The sequence below is a fragment of the Rhodococcus sp. NPDC055112 genome (assembly GCF_053607505.1).
This window is the reverse complement of record NZ_JBSGTR010000001.1, coordinates 299,963-325,758: the sequence shown is the minus strand read 5'-3', so window position 1 is coordinate 325,758 and position 25,796 is coordinate 299,963. Positions and strand designations below refer to the sequence as shown.

Annotated in this window: 26 protein-coding genes; 13 read left to right on the top strand and 13 right to left on the bottom strand. The window is 67.1% G+C overall.

What is annotated here, in order from left to right; all coding sequences use genetic code 11:
- Positions 1-49: 49 nt before the first annotated feature.
- Both ACWFRB_RS01545 and ACWFRB_RS01540 read left to right on the top strand, forming a co-directional pair.
- On the top strand, positions 50-1,645 hold the full coding sequence (locus ACWFRB_RS01545) for an ABC-F family ATP-binding cassette domain-containing protein (protein WP_452638303.1): 1,596 nt from the start codon (positions 50-52) through the stop codon (positions 1,643-1,645).
- Positions 1,646-1,708: 63 nt separating this feature from the next.
- Positions 1,709-3,121, top strand: coding sequence for an amidase (locus ACWFRB_RS01540; RefSeq protein WP_452638302.1), 1,413 nt, complete (start codon positions 1,709-1,711; stop codon positions 3,119-3,121).
- Between the two features lie 21 nt (positions 3,122-3,142).
- Here the strand turns inward: ACWFRB_RS01540 and ACWFRB_RS01535 are convergent, their stop codons facing one another.
- The gene (locus tag ACWFRB_RS01535) at positions 3,143-4,102 is read right to left on the bottom strand and encodes a dimethylarginine dimethylaminohydrolase family protein (protein WP_452638301.1); all 960 of its coding nucleotides are present in this window, start codon (positions 4,100-4,102) and stop codon (positions 3,143-3,145) included.
- A gap of 126 nt (positions 4,103-4,228) precedes the next feature.
- Here ACWFRB_RS01535 and ACWFRB_RS01530 point away from each other — a divergent pair, with 126 nt between their 5' ends.
- Complete coding sequence (locus ACWFRB_RS01530; protein WP_452638300.1) at positions 4,229-4,885, top strand: M50 family metallopeptidase; 657 nt, start codon at positions 4,229-4,231, stop codon at positions 4,883-4,885.
- 533 nt (positions 4,886-5,418) lie between these two features.
- On the opposite strand, the gene ACWFRB_RS01525 is transcribed toward ACWFRB_RS01530, so the two are convergent.
- Genes ACWFRB_RS01525 through ACWFRB_RS01515 form a run of 3 tightly spaced genes read right to left on the bottom strand, consistent with a single transcriptional unit; the run spans position 5,419 to position 8,971 of the window.
- Complete coding sequence (locus ACWFRB_RS01525) at positions 5,419-6,225, bottom strand: hypothetical protein (protein WP_452638299.1); 807 nt, start codon at positions 6,223-6,225, stop codon at positions 5,419-5,421.
- A gap of 29 nt (positions 6,226-6,254) precedes the next feature.
- Complete coding sequence (locus ACWFRB_RS01520; RefSeq protein ID WP_452638297.1) at positions 6,255-7,430, bottom strand: restriction endonuclease subunit S; 1,176 nt, start codon at positions 7,428-7,430, stop codon at positions 6,255-6,257.
- Entirely contained in the window at positions 7,427-8,971 is a 1,545-nt protein-coding gene (locus ACWFRB_RS01515) for a type I restriction-modification system subunit M (protein WP_452638296.1), read from the bottom strand. The genes ACWFRB_RS01520 and ACWFRB_RS01515 overlap by 4 nt, the downstream gene beginning before the upstream one ends.
- A 185-nt stretch (positions 8,972-9,156) precedes the next feature.
- On the opposite strand from ACWFRB_RS01515, the gene ACWFRB_RS01510 reads away from it, so the two are divergent.
- Positions 9,157-10,587 (top strand): DUF222 domain-containing protein, encoded by a 1,431-nt coding sequence (locus tag ACWFRB_RS01510; protein WP_452638294.1) that lies wholly within the window; start codon positions 9,157-9,159, stop codon positions 10,585-10,587.
- Positions 10,588-10,672: 85 nt separating this feature from the next.
- On the opposite strand, the gene ACWFRB_RS01505 is transcribed toward ACWFRB_RS01510, so the two are convergent.
- Complete coding sequence (locus tag ACWFRB_RS01505; protein ID WP_452638293.1) at positions 10,673-12,178, bottom strand: flavin-containing monooxygenase; 1,506 nt, start codon at positions 12,176-12,178, stop codon at positions 10,673-10,675.
- Positions 12,179-12,297: 119 nt separating this feature from the next.
- On the opposite strand from ACWFRB_RS01505, the gene ACWFRB_RS01500 reads away from it, so the two are divergent.
- Positions 12,298-12,867, top strand: coding sequence for a TIGR03086 family metal-binding protein (locus ACWFRB_RS01500; RefSeq protein ID WP_452638291.1), 570 nt, complete (start codon positions 12,298-12,300; stop codon positions 12,865-12,867).
- Between the two features lie 4 nt (positions 12,868-12,871).
- On the opposite strand, the gene ACWFRB_RS01495 is transcribed toward ACWFRB_RS01500, so the two are convergent.
- From ACWFRB_RS01495 to ACWFRB_RS01475, 5 genes are read right to left on the bottom strand one after another with little or no spacing between them, the layout of a single operon-like run.
- Complete coding sequence (locus ACWFRB_RS01495) at positions 12,872-15,103, bottom strand: acyl-CoA dehydrogenase (RefSeq protein WP_452638290.1); 2,232 nt, start codon at positions 15,101-15,103, stop codon at positions 12,872-12,874.
- Between the two features lie 13 nt (positions 15,104-15,116).
- Positions 15,117-15,986, bottom strand: coding sequence for an SDR family oxidoreductase (locus tag ACWFRB_RS01490; RefSeq protein ID WP_452638332.1), 870 nt, complete (start codon positions 15,984-15,986; stop codon positions 15,117-15,119).
- Between the two features lie 56 nt (positions 15,987-16,042).
- Entirely contained in the window at positions 16,043-16,942 is a 900-nt protein-coding gene (locus ACWFRB_RS01485; RefSeq protein WP_452638289.1) for a MaoC/PaaZ C-terminal domain-containing protein, read from the bottom strand.
- Positions 16,943-16,949: 7 nt separating this feature from the next.
- A complete protein-coding gene (locus ACWFRB_RS01480; protein ID WP_452638287.1) occupies positions 16,950-17,393 on the bottom strand; it encodes a type II toxin-antitoxin system Rv0910 family toxin in 444 nt (147 codons plus the stop codon).
- A 54-nt stretch (positions 17,394-17,447) separates the two neighbouring features.
- A complete protein-coding gene (locus ACWFRB_RS01475; protein ID WP_452638286.1) occupies positions 17,448-18,650 on the bottom strand; it encodes a lipid-transfer protein in 1,203 nt (400 codons plus the stop codon).
- Positions 18,651-18,755: 105 nt separating this feature from the next.
- Between ACWFRB_RS01475 and ACWFRB_RS01470 the strand changes: the two genes are divergently transcribed.
- From ACWFRB_RS01470 to ACWFRB_RS01440, 7 genes are all read left to right on the top strand, one after another.
- Entirely contained in the window at positions 18,756-19,451 is a 696-nt protein-coding gene (locus tag ACWFRB_RS01470) for a TetR/AcrR family transcriptional regulator (protein WP_452638285.1), read from the top strand.
- Positions 19,452-19,554: 103 nt separating this feature from the next.
- Entirely contained in the window at positions 19,555-20,232 is a 678-nt protein-coding gene (locus ACWFRB_RS01465) for an energy-coupling factor ABC transporter permease (protein ID WP_452638331.1), read from the top strand.
- A complete protein-coding gene (locus ACWFRB_RS01460) occupies positions 20,229-20,576 on the top strand; it encodes a PDGLE domain-containing protein (protein WP_452638284.1) in 348 nt (115 codons plus the stop codon). The genes ACWFRB_RS01465 and ACWFRB_RS01460 overlap by 4 nt, the downstream gene beginning before the upstream one ends.
- Before the next feature lie 2 nt (positions 20,577-20,578).
- Positions 20,579-21,346 (top strand): cobalt ECF transporter T component CbiQ, encoded by a 768-nt coding sequence (gene cbiQ, locus ACWFRB_RS01455; protein ID WP_452638282.1) that lies wholly within the window; start codon positions 20,579-20,581, stop codon positions 21,344-21,346.
- Positions 21,343-22,086, top strand: a complete 744-nt coding sequence (locus ACWFRB_RS01450) for an energy-coupling factor ABC transporter ATP-binding protein (protein ID WP_452638280.1) — start codon at positions 21,343-21,345, stop codon at positions 22,084-22,086. The genes cbiQ and ACWFRB_RS01450 overlap by 4 nt, the downstream gene beginning before the upstream one ends.
- A gap of 120 nt (positions 22,087-22,206) precedes the next feature.
- Positions 22,207-22,683, top strand: coding sequence for a MarR family winged helix-turn-helix transcriptional regulator (locus tag ACWFRB_RS01445; protein WP_452638278.1), 477 nt, complete (start codon positions 22,207-22,209; stop codon positions 22,681-22,683).
- Complete coding sequence (locus tag ACWFRB_RS01440; protein ID WP_452638276.1) at positions 22,680-23,054, top strand: DUF5313 family protein; 375 nt, start codon at positions 22,680-22,682, stop codon at positions 23,052-23,054. The genes ACWFRB_RS01445 and ACWFRB_RS01440 overlap by 4 nt, the downstream gene beginning before the upstream one ends.
- Positions 23,055-23,066: 12 nt before the next feature.
- Here ACWFRB_RS01440 and ACWFRB_RS01435 read toward each other — a convergent pair whose 3' ends face one another.
- Together ACWFRB_RS01435 and ACWFRB_RS01430 are read right to left on the bottom strand one after the other, a co-directional pair.
- Positions 23,067-23,375: a rhodanese-like domain-containing protein gene (locus ACWFRB_RS01435; protein ID WP_077043398.1), complete on the bottom strand. Its 309-nt coding sequence runs from the start codon at positions 23,373-23,375 to the stop codon at positions 23,067-23,069.
- Between the two features lie 58 nt (positions 23,376-23,433).
- On the bottom strand, positions 23,434-24,171 hold the full coding sequence (locus tag ACWFRB_RS01430; RefSeq protein WP_452638274.1) for a lysophospholipid acyltransferase family protein: 738 nt from the start codon (positions 24,169-24,171) through the stop codon (positions 23,434-23,436).
- Between the two features lie 146 nt (positions 24,172-24,317).
- Here ACWFRB_RS01430 and ACWFRB_RS01425 point away from each other — a divergent pair, with 146 nt between their 5' ends.
- On the top strand, positions 24,318-24,755 hold the full coding sequence (locus ACWFRB_RS01425) for a 6,7-dimethyl-8-ribityllumazine synthase (protein ID WP_077040166.1): 438 nt from the start codon (positions 24,318-24,320) through the stop codon (positions 24,753-24,755).
- Here ACWFRB_RS01425 and ACWFRB_RS01420 read toward each other — a convergent pair.
- On the bottom strand, positions 24,748-25,716 hold the full coding sequence (locus ACWFRB_RS01420) for an alpha/beta fold hydrolase (protein ID WP_452638272.1): 969 nt from the start codon (positions 25,714-25,716) through the stop codon (positions 24,748-24,750). The genes ACWFRB_RS01425 and ACWFRB_RS01420 overlap by 8 nt on opposite strands.
- Positions 25,717-25,796: the final 80 nt, after the last annotated feature.

Sequence of the window (25,796 nt, the reverse complement as noted above, 5' to 3'; positions counted from 1 at the left end):
CGCGTGCTCGTGCACGCCGTCGCACAGCAACCCACCTCTAGGAGCACCCATGGCCCAGCCCTATCTCGCCCTTTCCGATCTCGCCTTCAGTTGGCCGGACGGCGACCCCGTCTTCGACGGCCTCGACGCCGTGTTCGGCAGCGGCACAACCGGACTCGTCGGCCTCAACGGCGCAGGCAAATCCACGCTGCTCCGGCTGATCGCCGGCGAGCTGACCCCCGACCGCGGTTCGGTGACCGTGCACGGGTCGCTGGCGTACCTGCGCCAGGACCTCGCCCTCGACCCGGGCCGACGGGTGGACGCCATTCTCGGCATCGAGTCGGCGCGAAAGGCACTGCACCGCATCGAATCCGGTGCGGGAACGGACGAGGACTTCGCCGTCGCCGCCGGACACTGGGACATCGAGGAACGCGCTGTCGCCACGCTCGACCGGCTGGGGCTCGCGCATATCGCCCCCTCGACGGACGCGCTCGACCGGACCGTCGGCACGCTGTCCGGCGGAGAGACGATGCTGCTCGGCCTCACCGCCGCGCTGCTCGGCGACCCGCAGGTGCTGCTGCTGGACGAGCCGACCAACAACCTCGACCTGGCCGCGAAGGCCAGGTTGTATGCGGCGGTCGGACAGTTCCCCGGCACCGCGATCGTGGTCAGCCACGACCGCGAGATGCTCGAGCGGATGGGGTCCATCGCCGAGCTACGCCGCGGGGAGGTGCGGATGTTCGGCGGCAACTTCAGTGCCTACCGAGCCACCATCGACGCCGAGCAGGAGGCGGCCCGCGCGGCGGTCCGCGACGCCCGCAGCGACGTGCGCAAGCAGGGCCGCGAGCTGGTCGAGGCGCAGACCAAGCTGGATCGTCGGCTGCGTTTCGGCAAGAAGATGGAGACGAACAAGCGGGTGCCGAAGATCATCTCCCACGAGCGCAAGCGTCAGGCCCAGGTGTCGGCGGGCAAACTCCGCGGCAGCCACATCGACAAGCTGGAGGAGGCCAGGCAGACCCTCACCGAGGTCGAGGATCTGATCCGCGACGACCGCGAGATCCGAATCGACCTGCCGGAGACCGCCGTCCACCCGGGCCAGCAGGTCATCGAACTCGAGGACGTCACCCTGGCCTGCGGTCCGACGGTGTCGCTGACCGTGTCCGGGCCGGAGCGCATCGCGCTGGTCGGGCGCAACGGTATCGGCAAGACCACCCTGCTTCGCGCGATCACCGATGCGGGCCCGCGGGTGCCATGGCGGTCCCTTCCGCAGCGGCTCGACATCTTCGACGGCGACCGCACGGTTGCGCAGAACGTCGCCGACGCCGCACCGCACGCGACCCCGGAGCAGATCCGGGCGCGGCTGGCCCGGTTCCTGTTTCGCGGCAACGCGGCCGACGCTCAGGCCTCGGCACTGTCCGGCGGTGAACAGCTGCGCGCGGCGCTGGCGATGATCTTGCTGGCCGAGCCCGCACCCAGGCTGCTGATGCTCGACGAGCCGACCAACAACCTGGACCTGCCCAGCCTCGCGCACCTCACGTCGGCGCTGTCCGAGTTCCGCGGCGCGCTCGTGGTCGCCAGCCACGACCTGCCCTTCCTCCGGGAGATCGGGGCGACCCGGTGGCTCGAACTCACCGAGGACGGGCTGCGGGAGGTGGATCCGCGTTAATCTCGGAGTCGGGCCGGCCACACCGCCGGCCGGCTGTGCCTGCAACCCGATCCGAGGACACCGATGACCGACGACGTACGCATCCACGCCTTCCGCGACGACGCCCTCGGCGACCTCGACGCCACCGGCATCGCCGAGCTGATCGCCTCCGGGCAGTTGTCCTCCCATGAGGCGGTGCTGGCGTCGGTCGAACGCGCCGAGACGGTCCGGGACTCGCTCAACGCGATCGCCTTCACCGACTTCGATCGGGCACTGAGCAGAGCCGCGGGGCCGCACACGGGCGTCTTCGCGGGCGTCCCGACGATCGTCAAGGACAACGTCGACGTCGCGGGCCTGCCGACCAATCACGGCAGCGCGGCGTTCGTTGGGCGGCCCGCCCGCGCGGACAGCGACTTCGCCAGGCAGTTCCTGTCCACCGGCGCGGTGCCGATCGGCAAGAGCCGGCTGCCCGAGTTCGGCTTCAGCGCCTCGAACGAGTACGCGACGGCCGAGCCCGTGCACAACCCGTGGAATCCGGCGTACTCCTCCGGAGCCTCCTCCGGGGGATCCGCGGCGTTGGTCGCGTCCGGGGTACTCCCGTTCGCGCACGCCAACGACGGCGGCGGATCGATCCGGATCCCCGCGGCCGCGTGCGGTCTCGTCGGCCTCAAGCCCACCAGGGGGCGCACGGTCGCGGACCCCGCGGACCGCGCGATGCCGATCCGCATCGTCGCTCAGGGCATGCTGTCGCGATCGGTCCGGGACACCGCTCGGTTCTATGCCGCGGCCGAAACCTACTACCGCAACCCGAAACTCCCGCCCATCCGGCTGGTCGAGGGCCCGGGACGCACCCGCCTGCGGATCGGCGTGATCATCGACTCGATCACCGGCATCCCCACCGACGACGAGACCCGTGCCTCCGTCACGGCGACCGCGGACCTGCTCGACGGGCTCGGCCACCATGTCGAGGAGGCGCCGCTGCCGGTCGATCGGTCGTTCGTCGAGGACTTCTCGAACTACTGGGGGTTCCTGTCGTTCGCGATCTGTGCGGGCGGAAAGCGAATGCTCGGCCCGGACTTCGACAAGGCCAAGACCGACAACCTGACCCGCGGGCTGGATGCGATGTACCGCAAGAACATCGCGAAGACTCCGCAGGTGCTGTATCGGCTGCGGCGCACCCACCGGCAGTACGCGGAGGTGTTCCAGAAGTACGACGTACTGCTCTCACCCGTCCTCGCGCACACCACCCCGAGTCTCGGATATCTCTCTCCTGCACAGAGTTTCGAGGAACTGTTCACCAAGCTGGTCAACTACACCGCGTTCACCCCGCTGAACAACGCGTCCGGCGGACCCGCCATCTCGCTGCCGCTGCACGAGACCGCCGGGGGGCTGCCGCTGGCCTCGCATTTCTCGGCCGACCACGGCGACGAGCGCACCCTGCTCGAGCTCGCGTTCGAGCTGGAGGAGGCCCGCCCGTGGCGGCGGATCCAGGACTGACGGCGACCGACGGGTCGCGGCTCACTCCCGCCGCAGCGGTTGGGTGGTGCACCGGAACGACCCGCCGAAGCCGCGGGTGATCGCGAAGTCCACGTATTCGACGGTCACGCCGTGCGCGGCGATCCGGTCACCGATGTGACGGAAGGCCGGATCGGTGACGTAGACCTCCGGGCTGATGGGCAGGCCGTTGGTACCGAGGTCGATTCCGTCGCTCTCGCTGATCTCGATCCGCTCCCAGCCGCGTAGCGCGGCGGGCAGGCCGTCGAGGAGCGCGTCCGGGCACGCGACCAACAGCCCCTCCCGAATCAGGCCGAGGGCACAGTCGAGGTGCAGGAAGTTCGGCGCGAGGCGGACGGTCTCCACGGTGTAGCCCAGTGGGGTGAGCAGCTTCTCCAGCCAGTGGATCCCGAGGGCGTTGGACGCCAGCCCGGAGTTGCCGACGAAGACCCGCTTCTCGTGCACGAGCACGTCACCGCCCTCGAGGAAGGGCCCGGCGCCCAGATCACCCGGCGCCCCGTCTGGCACCGCGGGCTGCGGCAGCGCCAGGTATGAACAGCGCCCCTCGAGCGCCCTGGCGGTGAGGATGTCGCGGCTTGGCAGCACCTCCCGCCTGCGGTGGGGCAGCCTCAGATTCCCCTCGACGACGATGTCGCCGATGGTGAACCAGGGGTCGCGGACGAAGAAGTTCGCGTAGCCGTTCGAGCCGCCTGCCGCCTTCTCCGCATCGGTCAGCAAGCGCGGGCGCAGGACCTCCACGCCATGGCGTTCGAACACCGAGCACAGGTTCTCGCGTTCGGATTCCCAGAGCCGCTGGCGGTCGGGATAGACATCGCCGTGATCGCGTCCGAGCATGCGCTCGAGGAGCGGGCGCGCCTCGGGCGGGAGGAACGACACCTCGCCGGCCGACACCTCGTCGGGAGCGCAGAACTGTGACCGGGCAACGGCGACAGTCCGTAGGGGCGCGAACTCACTGCGCACCATGACTCGGCCATGGTCGGGTTCTGCTCCGGTCGAATCCGTGACGGCTTCCATCGAGTCCCTCCACCCTCAGACATCGTGACCCGGTACCGATGCTAGTTGGCCGCTGCGGCCTGGCACGCTGGTCAGGTGAACTCGTACTGGGCGCAGTGGTCGGCTTACCTCCCCATCGCCATCGCCGCCGCAATGGTCCTGTTCGGCCCACTGTGGTCTCTGACCCGGCACGCGGTAACGCTCGTGCACGAGGCCGGGCACGCGATCGCCGCGGTCGTGACGGGCCGTCGGCTCACCGGGATCCGGCTGCACTCGGACACCTCGGGCCTCACGCTCTCACGCGGCAAGCCCCGCGGCCCCGGCATGGTGCTCACCGCGGCGGCAGGCTTCCTGGCGCCCTCGCTGCTCGGCCTCGCAGGCGCGCTCCTGATCGCGGCAGGCCAACTCCCGGTGCTGCTGTGGGGCGCGGTCGCGCTGATCGTCGCGATGGTGCCGTTCATCCGCAACATCTTCGGGCTGCTGGTGCTGGTGGTCTGCGGGTCGGCGATCGGCGTCGTCGCCTACTACGGATCCCCCACGCTGCAATTACATTTCGCGTACACCGCGATCTGGCTGCTGCTGTTCGGCAACCTGCACACCATCGTCGAGGCCGCCCGCACCCGCTCCGGCCGTTCGGATCTCGACCAGCTGCGGTCGCTGAGCCACCTACCGCGGTTCATCTGGGTGATCCTGCTGGTGGCCGTCGCGGTCGGAACCGGGGTGCTGGCCTGGCAGGCGCAGTACCTCGGGTAGGAGTCCGCCAGCACTATGCACTGCCTGCCTCCACCGACCCGTTGATCTCCCGGATCACCGTGACCAGTTCATCGTTTGGACCTGACCGACCAGCCGCGTCAGCCCCAGTCGCGCGGCGTATGTGAAGGGTCGCCACTAACAGCAGCTTCGGATCCATCGCCCGTGCCTGGTTGGGGTTGGCGCGCATCAGCAGATCGACACGAGGCCTGCAGGAAGTCTAAGTTGCCAACACCCACGGGCCCTCCCCTTGTGATGTCTACAGTTTGCTGATCTTGGCACAGCACGGAATTCTCTGCCCGAACTCAGGGAACTTCAGCCGCACCAAGAGGCCAGTTATCTTGACACTTCGTCAGTGAATAATCGACCGCGAGGAGGACATGAACCCTCATTCGTACCACAACGGCACGCCTGAAATACGCGGCCCAACGCCTAGCGCATTAGAATGCATTAGAACAACACCTCGGCAACTCCTTCATTACCGAACCAATTCACCCTTCAATGCCACTCTTGTCACATCTTCGCTACAGCGTTCCCTAATCGCCGGAGTGCCCCCTATACGCAACCGCCGCGTCAAAGTTTGAACTCAGATATGGCGTGAAGCCAAGTATGCAGATTGACAAAGAGATAAGATCTCGCATATCCATGCGTCTCAGCGCATTCCCAGGCGTGCCACCGTGGCGTATTCCAGGATAGTCCGAGGCGAAGCCGTATAGATTCTTCATTGCGTCACGCACCTTGGCATGCGGCCAAGAGTCCAGTTCATCGCAGATTTTTCCAAGGGTCGATCCCTTTGATTTCGGATGTGTTTGACCAAGCGCTTCGAGCAGGTTCATTTGCTTCTGAATGCAAGTCCGGATCCTGCCGTCAGATTCTCCAGTCGATAGGTCGAAGAGCGACTGCTCCAGGTCTACCATCAGCGATTCGAGATGCGAATCTAGCCGTGCAGTCGAACGAAGATCACCCAGCGCCCCTACAAATAGACCCTCAAGCGAAGGATAGAGTCTTCCGAATTCATCGACTGAGTACCTGAGGTTGTGACGATCAATGAAGGAGTTGAGAAGACCGCAGTAGGTGCGTGCCACATCCGTTTCGAAGCTATCATCGAGCACTCCCCAAACTGCGCTCAGGAACCGTGCTGCGGATTCTTCGCCGGAGAAATCGCCACTACTAGTGGAAATGAACGCATCTTGACTTAGGAGTCGATCCGCCACCACACTAGCAAAATCCCCTTCGTCCACATGGTGGACAAGGTATCCCGAGACTTCACGATAGAGTTCGCAATAGAGGTCATCTGGAGAGTCGTCGGACGACGACAAAGGCAACCACACTTCTTGAATCATGTGGTTCCAAACCGGCAAGAAGCCGCCCCTCACGGCATTATCCCAGCAAAAGCGCGGGCTTGAATGCTTTGAAATAGAGCATCCAACTCTCTACGCGATTTATCCATGAGGCCTCTCATTATCCGAACAGCCGAAGCCTTCGCATCAAACCTAACCTGTTCATCGAGCGGGGGGACGTAGACGTCCAAACGCGCTAGATCCTCCTTGCTGATCCTAGGCATCAAACTACCGCTAGATAAGCTACCCAAATCCAAAAAGGATAACCAGCAGTACATGTACCCAGTAGTCAGCTGCCCATAATTTGGCACTATACCCATCATATTCGGGTCCAAAATGGCAGGACGGAAGATTATTCGCTTCTCATTTGCGCCGATCGCACCCCCCCTCTTCGGAAGAAGGATCGCACCTGCTGGCACAGTTGACGCAATAGATCCCGGGCTTGGGGACCATTGAGCGCTGGAAACGACTACCTCCTGATTGTAGGGCGAATTCATATCGGATACTCTGATCAGTAGGTACCCGCCTTCTTGCCGATGAAACGGAACACCGTCTGGAAGGGCTGAACCGCCGAACATTGTCGTGCATTCTGCGAGCTTCATCTTCGACCAGCGCGCGGCCCCAGCCATCGGATGATCAAACATATCAATGAAGATCGACTGCGTTAGCTCATCTAATCGACCCATGGCTTCATGGCGCTTAGTACGCAGGGCGTCGATTTGGTCGAGGATCGCTGCAATCCGGCGCTGCTCAGAGAGAGGCGGGAGCGGGATAGTCGATGCCTTCACAATCTGATCCGACACCGCAGGATACCTCGAATCCGTCGCTTTGCTCACCATGTCAGCAACAAAAGCTGGGTTCCTGACCCACTGATACAGATACCGACTGTCTATCGCGGGCGATGCTCTCAGAACGCTAAAATCCGTCGAGCCAGTTGCGCCATCAAGCTCATCTTGCACGTGAGCGACAGCGTTGAGACTTGGCCGGACGGTTGCGACCAGTACATCACCGGCCGCCAATCGTTGCCTGGCCCGGCTGGGTGCGTCTAAACCAGTCAGTGCCTGGTGGGCAGTAATTGCTTTGCAGGACTGATCAACTGAGCTCAGGGCGACATAAAGAAATTCAGAACTCGGCGCGGCGACGGAAGGGTCCCAAGTCGACACCGTCTCACAAATCTCCCCTAGCGCCACCATCGGCCACACCGTCACTGCGCACCCCCGGCCAGCATCGCCCGAAGTTGCACAGTGCCGTCGCAGATCTCCTTTTCCAACTGGTCCAGCTCATCGAGAATGATTGCTGGAGCACGATGCTCGGCCTCCTCGTGCACAAATTCCTTGTATCGATTAGGCGAAAGGTCGTAACCCTGCGCCGCAATTTCCGTACTCCGCACGTTAAATGACTGCTCGGTCCGAGCTCGCTCCAATTCTGAGCCGCTTCGTAATCGCCAGCGACGCAGCACATCCGGCAGGTTGTTCTTTGCGTGCTCTTCGTCGGTCAACGAGGCCAAGGGCCCTCGCTTCTCCTCATCCAGCAGTGCAATCCGCTTGTCATCCAACGACCACCCGTCCGCCTGCAGGTCGTAGAACCAAACGGTGTCGGTGCCGCCTGAATCGGTCCTGGTAAAGAACAGGATCGCCGTCGATACCCCGGCGTACGGCTTGAACACCCCGGAAGGCAGCTTCACCACCGCGTCCAACTTCTGTTCCTCCACCAGGATTCGACGAAGCTCCTTGTGCGCCTTCGAACTTCCGAACAGCACACCGTCCGGCACGATCACTGCCGCCCGTCCGCCCGGCTTGAGCAGACGTAAGTACAGTGCAAGGAACAGCAGTTCTGTCTTCTTGGTCTTGACTACCTGCTGCAGGTCTTTCGCGGTGTTCTCATAGTCCAGCGACCCTGCGAACGGCGGGTTCGCGAGGATCAGAGAGTACGCCTCGGCGTCTCCGGTGTTGGTCTCCGCCAGCGAGTCCCGGTACCGGATGTCCGGCTGGTCCACGCCGTGCAGCAGCATGTTCATCGAGCCGATCCGCAGCATCGTGTTGTCGAAGTCGAAGCCGTGGAACATGTCGTGGTGGTACTGCTCGCGGCCGGCGCCGGAGTTGATCGACTCGGCATGGTTGGCCCGCATGTACTCCGTCGCGCCGACGAGGAAGCCGCAGGTGCCGGACGCGGGGTCGACGATCCGGTCGCCTGGCTTGGGCTCCATCATCTCCACCATCAGCTGGATGATGTGCCGCGGCGTGCGGAACTGCCCGTTCTGCCCGGCGCTGGCGATCTTGGCGAGCAGGTACTCGTAGATGTCGCGCTTGGTGTCGAGATCACCCATCTGCACCTTGTCGAGGCGGTCGATCACCCGCTGCAGCATCCCCGCATTCGGGATGGTCAGACGCGCGTCCTTCATGAAATGCGCGTACGTGGAGTCGTCGCCGCGCATCGACTTGATGAACGGGAACACCCGCTGCTCGACCACCGCGAACGCCTCGTCGGCATGCATGTCCTTGATCCGCGACCAGCGCAGGTCGTCGTAGTCGCGGCCTTCCTCGTCCTTCCCGAGAGGGAAGGGATTGCCCTCGATCAGGGTGCCCAGCAGGTTCGCCTTGTTCAGCGCATTCGTCTGCTCGTCGTCGAGGCGGCGGATGAACAGCAGGTAGGTGATCTGCTCCATCACCTCGAGCGGGTTGGAGATGCCGCCGGTCCAGAACGCGTCCCAAACCGCGTCGACCTTGCTCTTGGTGTCACCTGTGATCACAGCTACCGCTACCTGCCTCTACCGCTCGACGAAGACCAACAAAACTGTATAGACCGCCCCACCGACACCTCCGCAAACCGCGACATACGAGCAGGCTGCGGCACCGATCGATACAGTCCCCCGAGTCAGCGATCCAATCCAGCCAAATCGCCATACTCGAACAAGTGTTCGGGTAAAATCGACATATGGACCTCAGCGATCTGCTCAACCGACCACAGGACGTGGTCGCGTGGCGGATCGACGAGCGCGAACTCGTAACCTTGGTGCCGGAACTGTCGAAGCGAATTCTCCAGCTCGAGGCGCTTCGGGTGCGACTGGCGCAGGAGGCCGCGTTCCGCGGAGTGGTCACGCTGACGGGCGCGTCATCCGCCGTGGGCTGGCTCGCCGAGTCGTCGAAACTCACCCCCGGCCACGCCAAGCGCGTGATGTCGCTCGGCGCCGACCTCGATCACTTCCCCGACGTCAAAGCCTCGTTCGAGAACGGCGACATCGACACCGAGCAGGCCCGATCGATCATCGGACTACTCCACAAGATCCCCGACTACACCTCCGACATCAAGAACTCCGCCAACGGCGGCACATTCGACGACCCCGCCGCCGAATGCTCCGACCAGTGCACCAAGTACCTCCTCACCAACGGCACCCGGGAGAACGCCGAGGACACCCGCAGGCGGGTCGCCGGACTGGCCTCGATGCTCCAACCCGACGACACGAATCCGCCCGACGACGAGAACGAGAGACTCAACGAGTTCTTCGCCTCCCGCACCGCCGGTGGCCGACTACGCGTCAAAGGACACTTCGACAAGGCCACCGGCGAGCAACTGATGACCGCCCTGTCCGCACTGTCCAAGCCACAGCCCGGCCGCAACACCACCAGCGGCGATCGTGAACCCGACTCCCGTTCCGCACCCCAGCGACGCGCCGACGCCTTCGCAGACATCGTCCGCCACTACCTCGATTCCGGCGCCACCCCCGGCGAGGGCGGCGAGCGGCCCCACATGACCGTCTTCGTCGGCCTGGGCGACCTCGCCAACGCGACCCGCGGCGCAGACGCCGAACCCGACAAGATGCCGCCGGGCGGAGCGCGCCTTGACACGGACAACCCGCATCAAGGCCAGCAGCGCCGAGTCCAACAGCACGACCACTCAGGGCAACCCGGCTCGTCCTTCATCCGCCGAGGCCCCGCATGGATGCCCTGGCTCGGACCGATCGGCCTGCGCCTCGCCGTCACCCTCTCCTGCGACGCCTCGATCACCCCGATCGTCATGGACGACGACGGCAACCCACTCGACGTAGGCCGCACCACCCGCACCATCCCCCGCCGACTCCGCCGCGCACTCGACGCCCGCGACTGCGGATGCGCCTTCCCCGGATGCGGCCGCCCCGCCGCCTGGACCGACGGCCACCACGTCCACCACTGGTCGGACGGCGGCGAGACCAAACTCTCGAACCTGGTACTGCTCTGCAGGTTCCACCACACACTCATCCACAAAGGCGACTGGCAGGTCCACATCGGCAACGACCAACACCCATGGTTCACACCCCCGAACTGGATCGACAACAAGCGAAAACCCATCCCCGCCCACAACCGAAGTCAGCTGGTACTCGCCTGCTGACCCCACTCCCAAACAAGCACCGCCCCGGACCACGACCCCCACAAAGGGGCCGCGATCCGGGGCGGTCTGCGTCACTCGCCCGACATCACTCCGCCGCCACGTACGGCCGCATCGTGTAGTCGTCCAGCGGGAAGCGTTTCGCCTCCCGGAACGCGTTGACCGTCGAGGTCGGCCGCAGGATCGCCGCCTCTCCGTGCTGGTTGAAGTAGTAGCTGCGCGCGGTCTGGCAGCTGCCGCCGTAGAACACGGAGTCGTCCAGCTTCTCGGTCATCCGGTCCAGGAAGCCGGCATTCGCCTGCTCGGTCACCTCGAAGACGTCCGCGCCGCGCCGCCGCAACTCCCCGAACAGCCGGTTCATGTGCGCCATCTGCGACTCGATGGTGGTGAAGTACGACAGCCCGCTGTACGAGTACGGGCTCGCCAGGGTCAGGAAGTTCGGGAAGTGTGGCACCGCCACACCTTCGTACGCCTGGAACCGGTTGTCCCGCCACCACTTACCGAGATTGCGGCCCTCCCGACCGATCACCTCGATGGCCGGGAAGTTCACGTCCCACAGGTTGAAGCCGGTCGCCAGGACCAGCGTGTCGATCCCGGTCTTGCGTCCGTCCGCGGTGACGATGCCGTCGGGCTCGATGCGCTCGATCGAGTTCGTCTCGAGGTGCACGTGCGGCTTGGTGAAGGTGCTGTAGTAGCTGTTGGAGAAGGTCGGCCGCTTGCAGCCGAAGTCGTAGTCCGGGGTCAGCTGACGACGCAGCTTCGGGTCACGGACCTTCGTGCGAAGGAAGACTCGCGAGAGGGCGGCGGCGCCCTTGTTCAGCAGCTTGGTCTGCCGGTAGTGCAGCACGGCGCTCACCATCACGGCCTCGAGGATCCCCGAGCTCACCCCGCGGGCCGCGCGCTGGACCGCGGGCACCCGGGCGAACAGCCGCTGCACCGGACCCGGGATGGGGGTGTCCACCTTCGGCAGCACCCAGATCGGGGTCCGCTGGTACACCGTCAGTGCGGCGGCCTTGCGGGCCACCTCGGGGATGAGCTGGACCGCGGTCGCCCCTGTGCCGATGATCGCGGTGCGTGTCCCCCTCAGGTCGTAGGTGTCGTCCCAGGCCGTCGTGTGGATGACCTTGCCCTCGAACGAATCGATCCCAGGGATGTCGGGCTTGTGCGGCTGCGACAGGAACCCGGTCGCGGTGAGCAGGTACTTCGCGGTGACGAGCTCGCCGCCCTCGATCGCGACCTCCCACCTCTGCGCGTCCTCGTCCCAGCGGGCACCCTCGACGACCGCGCCGAAGCGCATGTGGCGGCGCAGGTCGTACTTGTCCGCGACGTGGTCGGCGTACCGCTTGAGCTCGGCGCCCGGCGCGAACAGCCGCGACCAGTACGGATTCGGCTCGAAGGAGTAGGAGTAGGTCACGGAGGCGATGTCGACGGCGAGACCGGGATAGCGGTTGACGTGCCAGGTGCCGCCGAGGTCGTCCTCGCGTTCGAGGATCGCGAGGTTGGTCAGGCCGAGCCGCTTGAGCTGGATAGCGGCACCGATGCCGCCGAATCCGGCACCGACTATCACCGCGTCGTACTGCACGTTCTGGTCCACAGGTCCACCCCTTCGCCGATGTGCGTTACATGCAGTATCACGCACTTTCCGTCGCGGCGACAGCCCCCTCTTGGGCCGAAAGCGGGTGCCAACCGTCCTCGCGGTGGTATGCCGGAACCATGACCGCGACGATCGACGACCTCGACCGGGCACTCGACGCGACGGGCACGCTGGTAGCCGGCATCGCCGACGACCAGTGGTCCGGACCCACCCCCTGCACCGGGTGGTCGGTCCGCGACCTCGTCAACCACGTGACGGCAGGCAACCACCTGTTCGCCGCGTCCCTGCGGGGGCACCCACTGCCCGTCACCACCGTTGGCGCGCCGCCCGACCTGCTCGGCCCCGACCCCGCGGGCTCCTTTCACGCCTCGGCCGACGCACTGGTGCAGGCATTCGCCCTGCCGGGCGCGCTGGACCAGGAGATCACCCTGCCGATGGGTCGGGTTCCGGCCGTGCAGGCCCTGAACATGCGCATCACCGAGATGCTCGCCCACGGCTGGGATCTCGCCCGTGCGTCGGGGCAGACCCCGCGCTACCAAGACGCGGTGGTCGAGGACCAGATCGCCTTCAGCCGAGCGCTGCTGCAGAACCTCCCGGCGGGACGCACCCCCTTCGCCCCGCCACGACCGGTGCCCGAGGACGCTCCGCCCCTCGACCGACTGGCCGCGCTCCTCGGCCGGACTCCCTGACCCGTCAGTCCCTCGGCAGCCCGAGCATCCGCTCGCCGATCACGTTCAGCTGCACCTCGGTGGTCCCGCCGTAGATGGTCGTCGCACGGCCGGCGATGAGCTGCTCCATCGCCTTGTCGCTCGGCTCCCCCGGCACCGCGACCGTGCCCGCGGCACCCAACTCGGCGACCACGAACTCCGAGATCGCCTGACCGAGCCCCATGCCAAGCAGCTTCCCGACCGACGAGGTGGTGCTCACGTCCGCGCCCGACAACTGCCCCAGCACCACGCGCGAGCCGATCAGGTCGATGGCCTGGCTCTCGGCGATCAGCTCCCCGAAGTGGTGCTTCCCGACCGGGCCCAGCTCACGACCGCGCACGAACTGCATCAGGTCGGAGTCGCTGGCGTAGGCCTCCATCTTCTGGCTCAGTGCCACCCGCTCGCCCGCGAGGGTGGTGCGCGCGACGTGCCAGCCGTCGTTCACCTCGCCGATCACGTTCGCGTCCGGGATGAAGACGTCGTCCAGGAACACCTCGTTGAACAGTGCCGAGCCGGTCATCTCGCGCAGCGGTCGCACCGTCACGCCCGGGGTCGACATGTCCAGCACGAAGTACGTGATGCCCTCGTGCTTCGGCCTGGACGGGTCGGTCCTGGCGATCAGCATCGCCCAGTCCGCGAACTGCGCCACCGTGGTCCAGATCTTCTGGCCAGTGACCTTCCAGCCGCCGTCCACCTTCTCCGCCTTGGTCGACAGCGAGGCGAGGTCCGAGCCTGCGCCCGGCTCGGAGAACAGCTGGCACCACACCAGGTCGCCGCGCAGCGTCGGGACCACCAGGTCCCGCTTCTGCTGCTCGGACCCGTGCCCGACCACGGCGGACACCGCCCAGCCGCCCATCAGCAGCTGCGGCATCGCGATCCCGGCGGCCTTGACCTCCTGCGAGATGACGATCTGCTCCAGCGGTCCGGCCCCGCGGCCGTACGGCCTGAGCAGGTGCGGCTGCACCCAGCCGCCGTCGCCGAGCGCGATCAGCTGATCGTCCTCGTCCTCGATCGCCGCGATGGGGGCCAGTTCGGCCCGCACCGCGGCCCTGATGGTCTCGGCTTCCTCAGGCAGCTCGAGCACCGACGTCCGGGACACCCCGGCCAGCGACTGCTCCGCCACCCGGATCGCCCGCTCCTCACGAGTGCCGAGCACGCCCCGCAGAGCCAACGCGCGCCGGTAGTACAGGTGCGCGTCGTGCTCCCAGGTGAACCCGATGCCGCCGTGCACCTGGATGCAGTCCTGCGCCACCTGCACGGCGGAGTCCGCCACGATCAGCGCCGCGACGTCGGCCGCGAAGTCCGCTGTGTCGTCACCCTTGTCGAGCGCCGACGCCGCATCCCACACCACCGCGCGGGCCTTCTCCAGGGCGATACCCATGTGCGCGCACTTGTGCTTGACGCCCTGGAACTGACCGATCGGCCTGCCGAACTGCACCCGGGTCTTGGCATATTCGGCCGCGGTCGACACACACCAGGACATGATCCCGACGGCCTCCGCACCGAGCACCACCGCCGCGATGGCGCGCACCCCCTGCTCGCTCAGCCCGTCGAGCACCCGCTCGGCCGCGATCAGCACGCCATCCGCCTCGACCCGCGCCGATCCTCGGAGCACGTCGATGCTGTCCTGCCCGGCGACGGTCAGTTCCGCTGAATCGACCACCAACCAACGGATCTCGTCGCCCATCACGGCAGGCAGCAGGAGCACATCGGCGTGCTGCCCACCGAGCACCGCATCGGTGCTGCCGGTCAGTCGGTAGCCGCCCGGGCCCGGTTCCACGTGCTCGGGTTCCACGTGCTCGAGTTCCACGTGAAAGGGAGCGCCGAGTGCGAGCGCCGCGGTGCGGGAGCCATCGATCAGGCCGGGCAGCACCTCGATGCCGATCTTCGAATCCGCGGCCGCGAGTACCGCGCAGGCGAGCGCGGTGGGCACGAACGGGCCGGGGGAAATGTTGCGGCCCAACGCCTCCAGTGCCACCGCCAGGGTGAGCAGGCCGGCTTCCTGCCCGCCCCGGTCCTCCGGCACGTGCAGCCCCAACAGGTCCTGGCCGACCAGCGCCTGCCAGAACTCCGGGAACTTGGCCTCGGACTTCGCATCGACCGCGGCGCGGACCTGCTCGGCGGTGATGGTCCGCTCGGCGAACGCACTCACCGAATCGGCCAGCGCCCCATGCTCCTCGCTCAGCCCGAGACCCAGCTCATAACTGTTGCGCACCATGATGTTCCCGCCCTCAGCCGAGTCGGTTCGCGAGATCCGCAATGGTCCAGGGGCCCTCGGACTCGATGGTGCTCACGTCGTGCCAGCCACCGAGCTCGGTGATGCCGCCGCCCTGGACCGCGTACACCTTGCCCGTGGTCTTGCACTCGGCCGAGGCGAGGCGGGCCACCAGCGGGGAGATGTTCGCCGGGGCGAACGCGTCGAACTCGCCCTCGGGGACCTCGGCGGCGAACAATGCACCCATTCCCGGGGTCGCCAAGGTCAGCCGGGTGCGCGCGATCGGCGCGATCGCGTTGACCCGCACGCCGTAGCGCTCGAGCTCATCCGCTGCGACCAATGTCAGTGCGGCGATGCCTGCCTTGGCCGCGCCATAGTTGCCCTGACCGGCGTTCGGCATGAATGTCCCTGAGGCCGACGACGTGTTGACGACGGAGGCGTTGACGGCCTCACCCGCCTTGGTCCGCGCCTTCCAGTACGCCGCGGCATGGTGCAGCGTCGCGGCATGACCCTTTAGGTGCACGGCGATCACCGCGTCCCACTGGCTCTCCTCCATGCCCGCGATGAAGGCGTCGCGCAGGATGCCCGCGTTGTTCACCAGGACATCGAGACCGCCGAACTCGCTCACGGCCTGATCGACCACCGCCTTGGCACCCTCCCAGCTCGCCACGTTGTCGGTGTTCGCGACGGCCTTGCCGCCTGCCGCGACGATCTCCTCGACGACCTGCTGCGCCGGTCCGGCGTCCGACCCGGATCCGTCGTTGGCGCCGCCGAGGTCGTTCACCACGACACTCGCCCCCTCGGCAGCGAAGAGCAGGGCATGCTCCCTGCCGATCCCGCGTCCCGCGCCGGTGACGATCGCCACCCGTCCGTCCAGGCTTCTAATCGAACCAGTTCCCATCAGCTACTCACTCCTTGGTCGATGAAAGTCGTTGTCCCGAATCAGTTGTCGGAGATGACGGCCAGGCCGTCCTTGATCACCAGGTCGTCGCCGACGGTGGTCTCGTAGGCGTACGCCCGTGCGTCCTTGTGGCCCGCCACAGGGCCAGAAGGACGCACGGCCCAGTACCTGGTGGCGATGTCCTGCTCGGGCAGCACCGGCTTGGCAAACCGGACCGCGAGCCGCTTGAGCCGCTCGGTCCTGCCGTCCGCCAGCCCCGTCAGCGCGCCCCACGAGGTGAAGGCCATCGTGCACAGGCCGTGGTTGATGATCCCGGGCAGACCGGACATCTTGGCGATCTCGTCGTCCAGGTGGATCGGCATCGGGTCGCCCGAGGCAGGCGAGTACCGGAACGTCTGGTCCTTGTCGACGTGCTGGAACACCTGGGCCGCCGGGGTCCGCTCGCGCAGCGACTCGTCGAATCGGTGGCCGGGCGCCTTGTCTCCGAGTCCGGGCCCAGCATCGACCTTCCGGAAGAAAGCGGTCATCCACTGCTCGTTCACCAATTCGCCGGTTTCCGTGCGGGTCTCGACGTACACGACCACGGTCGATCCGTTCTCCATGCCCTCGAACCCGATCGGCTTGGCGCGGACCGCAAGGGTGTCGCCGGGGTAGATCGGGCGGTGGAAATGGAAGTCCTGCTCGCCGTGCACCAGCTTCATCAGCAGCTCCACCGGTGCCACCGACAGCGCCGCAGGGGCCATCGAGAAGAAGGCGGGCACCACCGCGAACACCGGTGGGGCGATCTCGCCGCGCAGGTGCCGCTCGATCGGGTCGTTGGTGGCCGCCGCGTACTCGGCGATCCGCTCGGCGGTCACCTCGAACCGCTCCTCGTCGGTCCAGACGCCGAGGCCCGACCTGTCGAATCGGACTGCGTTGTCTCTGTCGACCGGCTTCGTCATCGGCGTCTCACCCGACCAGCTCGGCGAACTTCGCCAGGGAGGCCTCGAGGTCCGCTGCGGCGTTCTTGGCGACGGCCTTGCCGATCGGGCCGACGATCATGGCCCCCTTGAAGCTCGCGTCGACAATGGCCTTGGAGGACACCACACCCGCGTCCGAGGTGTCCTCGACCTTGAGAGTGAACTCGACGGTCACGCCGGCCATGCCGGTGCCTGCGATCCTGACCAGGTTCGGCGCGTCGACCTCGGTGACGGTCCACTCGATCTTGTTGGCCATGCCCATCACGGAAACGACCTCGGTGAAGGTGGCGCCGAGCTCGACCTCGGTGGGCAGCTCACTCTTCCAGCCCTGGTGGATGGTGAGCCACTCTTCCCAGCGGGACAGGTCGGAGAGCGCCACCCAGGTCTTCTCGGGCGCTGCTGGCAGATCGGCGGAGACGGAAACGGAAGCCATGGTGAAACTCCTTGCGGGTGAGTGGGTTTGTTCCTGAGGGGGGAAACGAAGGCGTCAGCGGTCGGCAGGCCTGTACGCGGTGACGACGACAGCACCGCCGAGACCGATGTTGTGCTGCAGCGCGACCCCGGACTTGGTGGCAGCGGCCGATACCTGACGCTTGTCCGCGGTGCCACGCAGCTGCCAGGTGAGCTCGCTGCACTGGGCAAGGCCGGTGGCGCCGAGCGGGTGACCCTTGGAGATCAGACCGCCGGAAGGGTTCACGACCCACTGGCCGCCGTAGGTCGTGGCGCCTGCATCGACGAGCTTGCCGCCGTCGCCCTCTTGGCACAGACCGAGCGCCTCGTAGGTGAGCAGTTCGTTGGCCGAGAAGCAGTCGTGCAGCTCGATGACATCCACATCCGTTGCGTCGATGCCGGCCTGCTCGTACACCTTTCGGGCTGCGACCCGGGTCATGTCCGCGCCGACGAGACTGATCGCGCTCCTGTCCGCGAAGGTGGACTCCATGTCGGTCACCATCGCCTGGCCGACGATCTCGACGGCCTGGCCCGCGAGACCGTGCTCGTCCACGAACGCCTCACTGGCCACGATCACCGCGCCGGAGCCGTCCGAGGTCGGCGAGCACTGCAGCTTGGTCAGCGGGCCGTAGATCCGCTTCGAGGCGAGGATCTCCTCGAGCGTGTACTCGTCCTGGAACTGGGCGTACGGGTTGTTCATCGAGTGCCTGTGATTCTTGACGCCGATCTTGGCGAAGTGCTCCTCGGTGGTGCCGTAGCGCTCCATGTGCTCCTTGCCCGCGGCCCCGAACATGTACGGCGCGGGCGGCATCGCAAACTCCTGCAGCTCGGCCAGCGCGAGCAGGTGCCGCATCATCGGCTGCTCGCGGTCGTCGTAGGTGGTGCCGAGCGAGCCTGCCTGCATCTTCTCGAAGCCGAGCGCGAGGGTGCAGTCGGCCTGCCCACTCCTGACGGCCTGGGTCGCCAGGTACAGCGCCGTCGAGCCCGTCGAACAGTTGTTGTTGACGTTGACGATCGGGATGCCGGTCAGGCCCAGCTCGTACACGGCGCGTTGGCCGGAGGTGGACTCTCCGTAGACGTAACCGACGTAGGCCTGCTCGACGTGGCGGTAGTCGATGCCCGCGTCCTCGAGCGCCTTGGTCCCGGCCTCGCGCGCCATGTCGGGGTAGTCCCACTCGCGCGCGCCCGGCTTCTCGAACTTCGTCATGCCGACTCCGACGACGAAAACCCTGCTGCCCATCTGAACTCCTGAGTGAGAGTGACAAATCTGTCTGCGACACGATGTCTCACTAAAGTAAGTGAGACATGCTGTCCCGTCAATCACTCGGTGGGTATCGTGAGGCCGATGCCAGAACGAGTCGACGCCGTCACGCGCCAAGGGCCGGATGGTCGCGCCACCCGGTGGGACGACCACAAGGCGGATCGCCGCGATCGGATCCTCGAGGCCGCCATGGACGCCATCAACGAGGGCGGCACCGACATCGGGGTCAAGCAGATCGCCGAGCGAGCCGGGGTACCGCGCTCGGTGGTGTACCGGATCTTCAAGGACCGCGGCGACCTCGACGAACAGCTGCGGGCGCGGATCATCGAGCGACTCATGCAGTACGTGGCACCCGCGCTGCTGCCCGAGGGCACCGTCGGCGAGACCATCTCGCACGCCGTCGAGACCTACCTCCGCTGGATCGTCGACTTCCCGCGGCTGCACCAGTTCCTCGGCACCGGGTCCCCCAGCCACCGCACCACCGGCTCCCGGGTGGTCACCGGCACCAAGACCGCCATCGCCCTGCGGCTCACCGCGCTGCTCGAGGCGATCCTCACCAAGCTGGGCAAGGGGACGGAGTTGTCCGAGACACTCGCCTTCGGCCTGATCGGCCTGGTCGATGTCAGCGTCAACCGGTGGCTGAGCAACCCGCAACACGCGTTGACCGCGGAGCAACTCGCCGACTTCCTCGAGGTGTCCATCTGGCAGGTGCTCGATGGCAATCTCCGTCGGCTCGGCATCGAGATCGAGCCCTCCACGCCGGTGGTCGACCTGCAGTGAGCAGGCCTCGAGCTCTTGTTACGTTCATTTGAACAACTGAGCAATTGTTGAGATGACTGGATATGCTCCGCTCGTGAACAGCCCGAACGACGCCGTCCTCGCGATGCACATGAGCGATGGCCTGGTGGACGCGACGACCTCGCTGCTGTTCGGGGTCGTCGCGGTCGCGGGCATCGCCGTGGCCGCATGGAAGGCCCGAACCGAACTCGACGAGCGGACCGCGCCGATGGCCGGCCTGGTGGCCGCGTTCATCTTCGCGGTGCAGATGGTGAACTTCCCGATCCTGCCCGGCGCCAGCGGCCACCTGCTCGGCGGCGCCCTCGCGGCCATCCTGGTCGGCCCCTACAGCGGTGCGTTGTGCGTGGCCATCGTGCTCGTGGTGCAGGCGCTGCTCTTCGCGGACGGCGGCATCACCGCGCTCGGCACCAACATCACGAACATGGCGCTGATCGGGGTCGGGGTCGGCTACGCGGTGGCCGTCGCCCTGCGACCGCTGCGCCGCCGGTTCGGCGATGCGGGCCTCGCCGCGCTGGCTTTCGTTGCCGCGCTGGCGAACACGCTGGCGGCCGCGTCCGGATTCCTGCTCGAGTTTGCGCTCGGCGGCGCCGGAGAGACGTCGCTCAACACCGTCGCCTGGTACATGCTCGGCACCCACACCCTGATCGGGATCGGCGAAGGGCTGATCACCGCGCTCACCGTGGTCGCCGTGGCCAGGGCCCGGCCCGACCTGGTCTACCTGCTGCGTACCGCGCCCCGACCGGCCACGGAGGTACCGGCATGACATCCCGAAGGTCTTGGTTCCTCCTAGGTTTCGCCGTCGTCGCCCTGTTCGTCGCCGGCGTCGTCAGCTACCTCGCCAGCTCGAGTCCCGACGGCCTCGACTCCACCACCCTGCGCGGCTGCACCGTCATCGAGACGGCGGCGGGCGAGGAGTTGACCGGCAACTGCATCGCGCAGAGCGCCGGGGAGCACCACCTCGCCGGTGGCCCGCTCGCGGACTACACCGTCGCGGGCAACGACAACCTGTCCGGAATCGCCGGGATCCTTGGCGTTACAGCGACGTTCGCAGTTGCGGGCGGCCTGTTCTGGCTGATCGCCCGCTCGGGCCGCACCCGCAGGACCTGACGGTGGGCGCCGGTCACGCCCACCCTCTGTACCGCGAGGACGACTCCCCTGTGCACCGGTTGCCGGTGGAGGTGAAGATCGTCGCGGCGACGGCGGGGGTCTTCGCGGTGGTCGCGACGCCGCGCGAACAGATGTGGGCCTTCGGCCTGTATGCCATTGTCCTGCTGGCGGTGTGGCAGATGGCCCGGATACCGCTGCACTGGATCGCGCCACGGATGCTGATCGAGGCGCCGTTCGTCGTGCTCGCGGCGCTGCTCCCGTTCGGCGAGGGCGGCGAGCGCGTGCGGTGGGCTGGGCTTTCGCTGTCCGTCGCCGGCCTGTACGCCGCCTGGGGCATCCTGGCCAAGGGCACCCTCGGGGTCCTCATCTCGCTGACGCTCGCGGCCACCACCCGGACCGCGGACCTGCCGCTCGGGCTGACCCGACTGCGGATGCCCGCCCTCGTCACCACCGTCGTAGTCCTGATGCTGCGTTACGTGGATCTGCTTGCCGCGGAAGCGAACCGGATGCGGATCGCGCGGATATCCCGCGGAGACGACGCCCGCACCCTGCGCCAGATCGGCGCCACCGCACGCGGGGTCGGCGGACTGTTCCTCCGGACCTACGAGCGCGGCGAGCGGGTCCACCTGGCCATGGCATCGCGCGGGTTCACCGGCGCCATGCCCGATCTCGGCGCGCCTGTGGCCACTGCGCGCGGCTGGCTGCTCGGCCTCACCCCGACCCTCGGCGCGGTGGCCGTCTGCCTGACGGCGCTGGCGGTGGCCGGATGAGCCCGGCCGCCGCGGTGCGGGTGCACGACCTGGGCTTCACCTACCCCGACGGCCGGGTTGCGCTGCGCGGAATCGACCTGGAAGTCGGTGTCGGTGAGCGGATTGCGCTGCTCGGCCCCAACGGTGCCGGCAAGACCACCCTCATGCTGCAGCTGAACGGGGTGCTCTCCCCCACCGCGGGCCACGTCGAGATCGGCGGCACCCGGGTCGAGCGGGACACGCTGCGCGAGGCCAGGCGCCGGGTCGGGATCGTCTTCCAGGACCCGGACGATCAGCTGTTCATGCCGACCGTCGCCCAGGACGTCGCGTTCGGCCCGGCGAACTTCGGCGTCACCGGCGACGAGCTACGCGCACGGGTGTCCGATGCGCTGGCGGCGGTCGGCATGAGCGAGCACGCCGAACGGTCGCCGTCGCACCTGTCCGGCGGGCAGCGTCGGCGGGTCGCGCTGGCCACGGTGCTGGCGTGCAGGCCGGACGTGCTGGTCCTCGACGAGCCGTCCGCGAACCTCGACCCGGTGGCCCGCCGCGAGCTGGCCGAGGTGCTGCTCGGGCTGGACACCACCCTGATGCTGGTCACCCACGACCTGCCCTACGCCGCGCAACTGTGCGACCGCGCGGTGATCATCGACGGCGGCAGGCTGGTCGCGGACGGCCCGGTGCTCGAACTGCTCGCGGACGCGGAGCTGCTGGGCCGGCACCGGTTGGAACTGCCATGGGGGTTCGCGGTCCCACGCGGCTGACGGCCCGCCCCCGGATTGCCGATTGTGCACCTGCCGGGGCATCGCCCGAGAGGGCGTGCCGGCAAGTGCACACTCGGCGAAGTTAGTTAGTGCGCGATCTATTCGTGTACGCTCTACTGCATGTCCACCGTCGAACAGTCACCGGAGACCGGGGTCGACCCGCTCGCCCTCGACCGCCAGGTCTGCTTCGCGCTGGCCGTCGCCAATCGCGCGGTGCTCTCTGTGTACCGCCCACTGCTCGAGCCGATGGGCCTGACGCACCCGCAGTACCTGGTGATGCTCGCGCTCTGGGGCGAGGCGCCGATGTCGGTGAAGGCGATCGGCAGCGCCCTGCAGCTCGATTCCCCGACCCTCTCGCCGCTGCTCAAGCGGCTCGAGGCGTCGGGCCTGATCACCAGGTCCCGCAGCAGCGAGGACGAGCGGCAGCTGGTCGTCGACCTGACCGAGACCGGGCGGGCCATGCGCGCCAAGGCCGAGCTGATTCCGCCCGCGGTGGTCGAGCGCCTCGGCGTCGGGCTACCCGAGCTCGAGGAACTGCACGACGTTCTCACCCGGATCAACCGGGCCGCACTCACGGCAGGAGCACTGAATCAATGAGCACCACCCGACCGAACCCGATTCAGTGGATCGCCTATGCCTGCGGCGCGAAGCTGCCCGCATCCATGAACGAGTGGGTGCTCAACGACATCACTGGCGATCACTACGTCGCCCGGCACCTCGTCCGCGCGATGGTGCCGTTCATCCCGCTGTTCGTGATCTTCATGCTCTTCCCGGGGCCGCTGTGGCTGCGGGGGTCGATGGTCCTGCTCGGGATCCTGCTGGCCCTGTTCTACTCGGTGGTCTACATCCACCAGAACCGCGCGCGACGTTTGCAGAAGAACGGCCTGCCCATGGACCTGGACAACCCCCGACGCAAGGCCGCCCGCGAGGCGGAGGAAGACGCCTACCGCCGCCTGTGGGCTCGGTAGGCGCCCGACGGGTTACGCGCCCGACTCCACCGATCGACCGGAGCTGATCCACGCGTCCGTGCCACCCGCGACGTTCACCGCGTTGATGCCCGCGGCGCCCAGCAGGGAGGCGCCGTGCGCGCTGCGGCCACCCATCGCGCAGATCACGTAGACGGTCGGCGCAGCGGGCACCTCGTCGATGCGGGACACCAGCTCGCCGAGCGGGATCAGCCGGACGCCAGGCACGTGCCCGCGGGCGTACTCATCGGCTTCGCGCACGTCGATCACCGGCGCGCCTGCGGCCAGTGCGGCGTCGAGCGCCACCAGATCCACTTCCTGCATGAGGTTCCTCTCCTCGTCGAATACCCAGATCATACCCAAGGGGGTATCGAGGGAGGGCTCAGTAACGCGCGACCGCCCCGTCCACCGCGCGCTGCAGGCCTGCCGCCACCAGCCGCGCGATGTCGGCCGGCTTCTCCGGGATCTCGGTGACCGGGGTGTCGAGGTACACGCTCGCCCGCGCCTCCTTGCCTGGCACCGGACCGTAGCTGATCCCCATGTAGACCAGGACCGGCCGGACCCCGAGCTTCACCGCCCTGCTCATGATGTGGCCGATCCCGCTGCCGATCTTCTGCAGCCGGGTCGGATCCTCCAGGTTGCAGGTCCCCTCCGGGAAGATGGCCAGGTCATCGCCCCGCCGCATCCGCTCGGCGCAGACGTCCATCATCCGCTGCCCGGCCGCGTTGACCGCGCGCATCCCGTGGTTCTTGCCACGGAAGACGGGGATCCCGCCCATCAGGTCCACCCGCTCGCGCCGCTTCGGCTCGAGGAACAGCTCGTCCTTCGCCAGCACCCGGGTCCGGCCGATCGCCGGGCGCAGCGCGCTGGCCGACGCCGCCGCGGCCACCGTGTACGGGTCGCGCTGGCTCAGGTGGTTGACGGCGAGAACCAGCCGGGAATCCGACCGCACCAGCGCCCGGACCTGCTCCTTCGCCCCATCCGCGTAGGTCACCCTCGGCCGGAACTTCAGCGCGAGGAACCCGTAGGCGGCCTGCGCGGCCAGGCGGTTCTGCTGGTGACGCAGGTAGAAGTCGTAGACCTCGTCGCAGTTGTCCAGGGCAACCTCGGGCTTGTCCATGTCCACACTGTACGGAGATAACGCGTACCGCGCCCACTACAGCGATTCCCTTGCATGACAAGAGAATTCAGCGATGACTTGAGGAGAATCGAACTGAACGCATGTCCGGATGGCCACGCCGGGGTGCGCCGAACTAGCATCATGGAATGAGCATCGCCTTCGTTCAGTCCACGTGGCACCGACCCATCGTCGACCGAGCACGAGACGCCTTCGTCGCGCAGTGGCGGACACTGGGCCACACCTCCGGCGAGATCGAGTTCTTCGAGACCCCCGGCGCCTTCGAGATCCCCCTGCACGCGCTGCGGCTCGCCCGTACGGGCCGGTTCCAGGCCATCGTCGCCGCCGGGCTGGTCGTCGACGGCGGCATCTACCGGCACGAGTTCGTGGCCTCCGCGGTCATCGACGGACTGATGCGGGTCCAGCTCGACACCGATGTCCCGGTCTTCTCCGCCGTGCTCACCCCGCACCACTTCCACGAGCACGAGGATCACGCCGTCTTCTTCGCCAACCACTTCGACAAGAAGGGCGCGGAGGTCGCTCAGGCCTGCTCCCTCACCCTCGCCTCGCTGGACACGATCAAGTAGTCAGTCCGCCGAGGAACTCGAGCATCGCCGAGTTCACCTCGGCGGGCTTTTCCATCTGCACGAAGTGCCCGGCGTCCGGGATCACGTGGGTGGAGACCAGCCCCGGCACCAACCGACCCATGGTCGCGAACGGGTCGCTGCCCATCATCTCGAGCACCGGGTCCTTGGCGCCGGCGATGAAGGTGACCGGCACCTCCACCGGCTTCGCGTGCAGCGACTCGTTCTGCACCCAGACGGCGTCCTCGGCGCGGTACCAGTTGAGGCCGCCGGTGAATCCGGTCCGCTCGAATTCCGTTACGTAATAGTCGAATTCGCCCTCATCGAGCCAGCTCCACGGCAAGGCGGGCGGCTCCGGGAGCACATCGAGGTAGCCGTTGCCCTCGGACGGGAACTCCCAGCAGTCGAGGTAGCGGTTCGCACCGCTGAGCGCGTGGAAGATCTTGGCCAGGAACGCCCTTGTGTTGTCGCCGAGCTCCCGGTCCGCGACGCCCGGCGCCTGGAAGTAGTGCACGTGCGCAAAGTGCTTGGACGCGAGGTACTCGAACCCGACACTCGGCTGCACCGGCAGTCGAGGCGCACGGGGGACGCTCAGCTGCATCAGCGCGGACACCCGGTCGGGCGCCCAGGCCGGCAGATCCCAGGTCAGGTGGGCGCCGAAATCGTGGCCTGCGAACACCGCGCGCTCGATGCCGAGCGCGTCCAGAAGGCCGACCAGGTCACCGACCGTGTGCGGCCGGTCGTACTCGGAAACCTGGGCGGGCGCGCTCGTCCGTCCGTACCCGCGCATGTCCGGGGCGATGACGCGGTAGCCCGCAGCGGACAGCGCCTCGAGCTGGTGACGCCAGCTGAACCAGAGTCCAGGGAATCCGTGGCAGAGCACCACCGGCTCGCCCTCGCCCTGCTCGGCGAAATGCAGGTCGATCCCGTTGACCGCGACGGTCCGGTGCGTCAGCTGCCCCATTCTCGTTCCTCCCCAGCAGGCGACGGGCAGCGGGCCGCTGCGTCGGGCCGTCGCCGTTCTCGGCAGTTCGCACCCTACTA

Excerpts from the sequence above, each read along its gene's own strand:
- ACWFRB_RS01545 (WP_452638303.1), top strand. The coding sequence starts at position 50 with ATGGCCCAGCCCTATCTCGCCCTTTCCGATCTCGCCTTCAGTTGGCCG.
- ACWFRB_RS01540 (WP_452638302.1), top strand. The coding sequence starts at position 1,709 with ATGACCGACGACGTACGCATCCACGCCTTCCGCGACGACGCCCTCGGC.
- ACWFRB_RS01535 (WP_452638301.1), bottom strand. The coding sequence starts at position 4,102 with ATGGTGCGCAGTGAGTTCGCGCCCCTACGGACTGTCGCCGTTGCCCGG.
- ACWFRB_RS01525 (WP_452638299.1), bottom strand. The coding sequence starts at position 6,225 with ATGATTCAAGAAGTGTGGTTGCCTTTGTCGTCGTCCGACGACTCTCCA.
- ACWFRB_RS01510 (WP_452638294.1), top strand. The coding sequence starts at position 9,157 with ATGGACCTCAGCGATCTGCTCAACCGACCACAGGACGTGGTCGCGTGG.
- ACWFRB_RS01500 (WP_452638291.1), top strand. The coding sequence starts at position 12,298 with ATGACCGCGACGATCGACGACCTCGACCGGGCACTCGACGCGACGGGC.
- ACWFRB_RS01495 (WP_452638290.1), bottom strand. The coding sequence starts at position 15,103 with ATGGTGCGCAACAGTTATGAGCTGGGTCTCGGGCTGAGCGAGGAGCAT.
- ACWFRB_RS01485 (WP_452638289.1), bottom strand. The coding sequence starts at position 16,942 with ATGACGAAGCCGGTCGACAGAGACAACGCAGTCCGATTCGACAGGTCG.
- ACWFRB_RS01480 (WP_452638287.1), bottom strand. The coding sequence starts at position 17,393 with ATGGCTTCCGTTTCCGTCTCCGCCGATCTGCCAGCAGCGCCCGAGAAG.
- ACWFRB_RS01475 (WP_452638286.1), bottom strand. The coding sequence starts at position 18,650 with ATGGGCAGCAGGGTTTTCGTCGTCGGAGTCGGCATGACGAAGTTCGAG.
- ACWFRB_RS01470 (WP_452638285.1), top strand. The coding sequence starts at position 18,756 with ATGCCAGAACGAGTCGACGCCGTCACGCGCCAAGGGCCGGATGGTCGC.
- ACWFRB_RS01465 (WP_452638331.1), top strand. The coding sequence starts at position 19,555 with ATGCACATGAGCGATGGCCTGGTGGACGCGACGACCTCGCTGCTGTTC.
- ACWFRB_RS01460 (WP_452638284.1), top strand. The coding sequence starts at position 20,229 with ATGACATCCCGAAGGTCTTGGTTCCTCCTAGGTTTCGCCGTCGTCGCC.
- ACWFRB_RS01450 (WP_452638280.1), top strand. The coding sequence starts at position 21,343 with ATGAGCCCGGCCGCCGCGGTGCGGGTGCACGACCTGGGCTTCACCTAC.
- ACWFRB_RS01445 (WP_452638278.1), top strand. The coding sequence starts at position 22,207 with ATGTCCACCGTCGAACAGTCACCGGAGACCGGGGTCGACCCGCTCGCC.
- ACWFRB_RS01440 (WP_452638276.1), top strand. The coding sequence starts at position 22,680 with ATGAGCACCACCCGACCGAACCCGATTCAGTGGATCGCCTATGCCTGC.
- ACWFRB_RS01435 (WP_077043398.1), bottom strand. The coding sequence starts at position 23,375 with ATGCAGGAAGTGGATCTGGTGGCGCTCGACGCCGCACTGGCCGCAGGC.
- ACWFRB_RS01430 (WP_452638274.1), bottom strand. The coding sequence starts at position 24,171 with ATGGACAAGCCCGAGGTTGCCCTGGACAACTGCGACGAGGTCTACGAC.
- ACWFRB_RS01425 (WP_077040166.1), top strand. The coding sequence starts at position 24,318 with ATGAGCATCGCCTTCGTTCAGTCCACGTGGCACCGACCCATCGTCGAC.
- ACWFRB_RS01420 (WP_452638272.1), bottom strand. The coding sequence starts at position 25,716 with ATGGGGCAGCTGACGCACCGGACCGTCGCGGTCAACGGGATCGACCTG.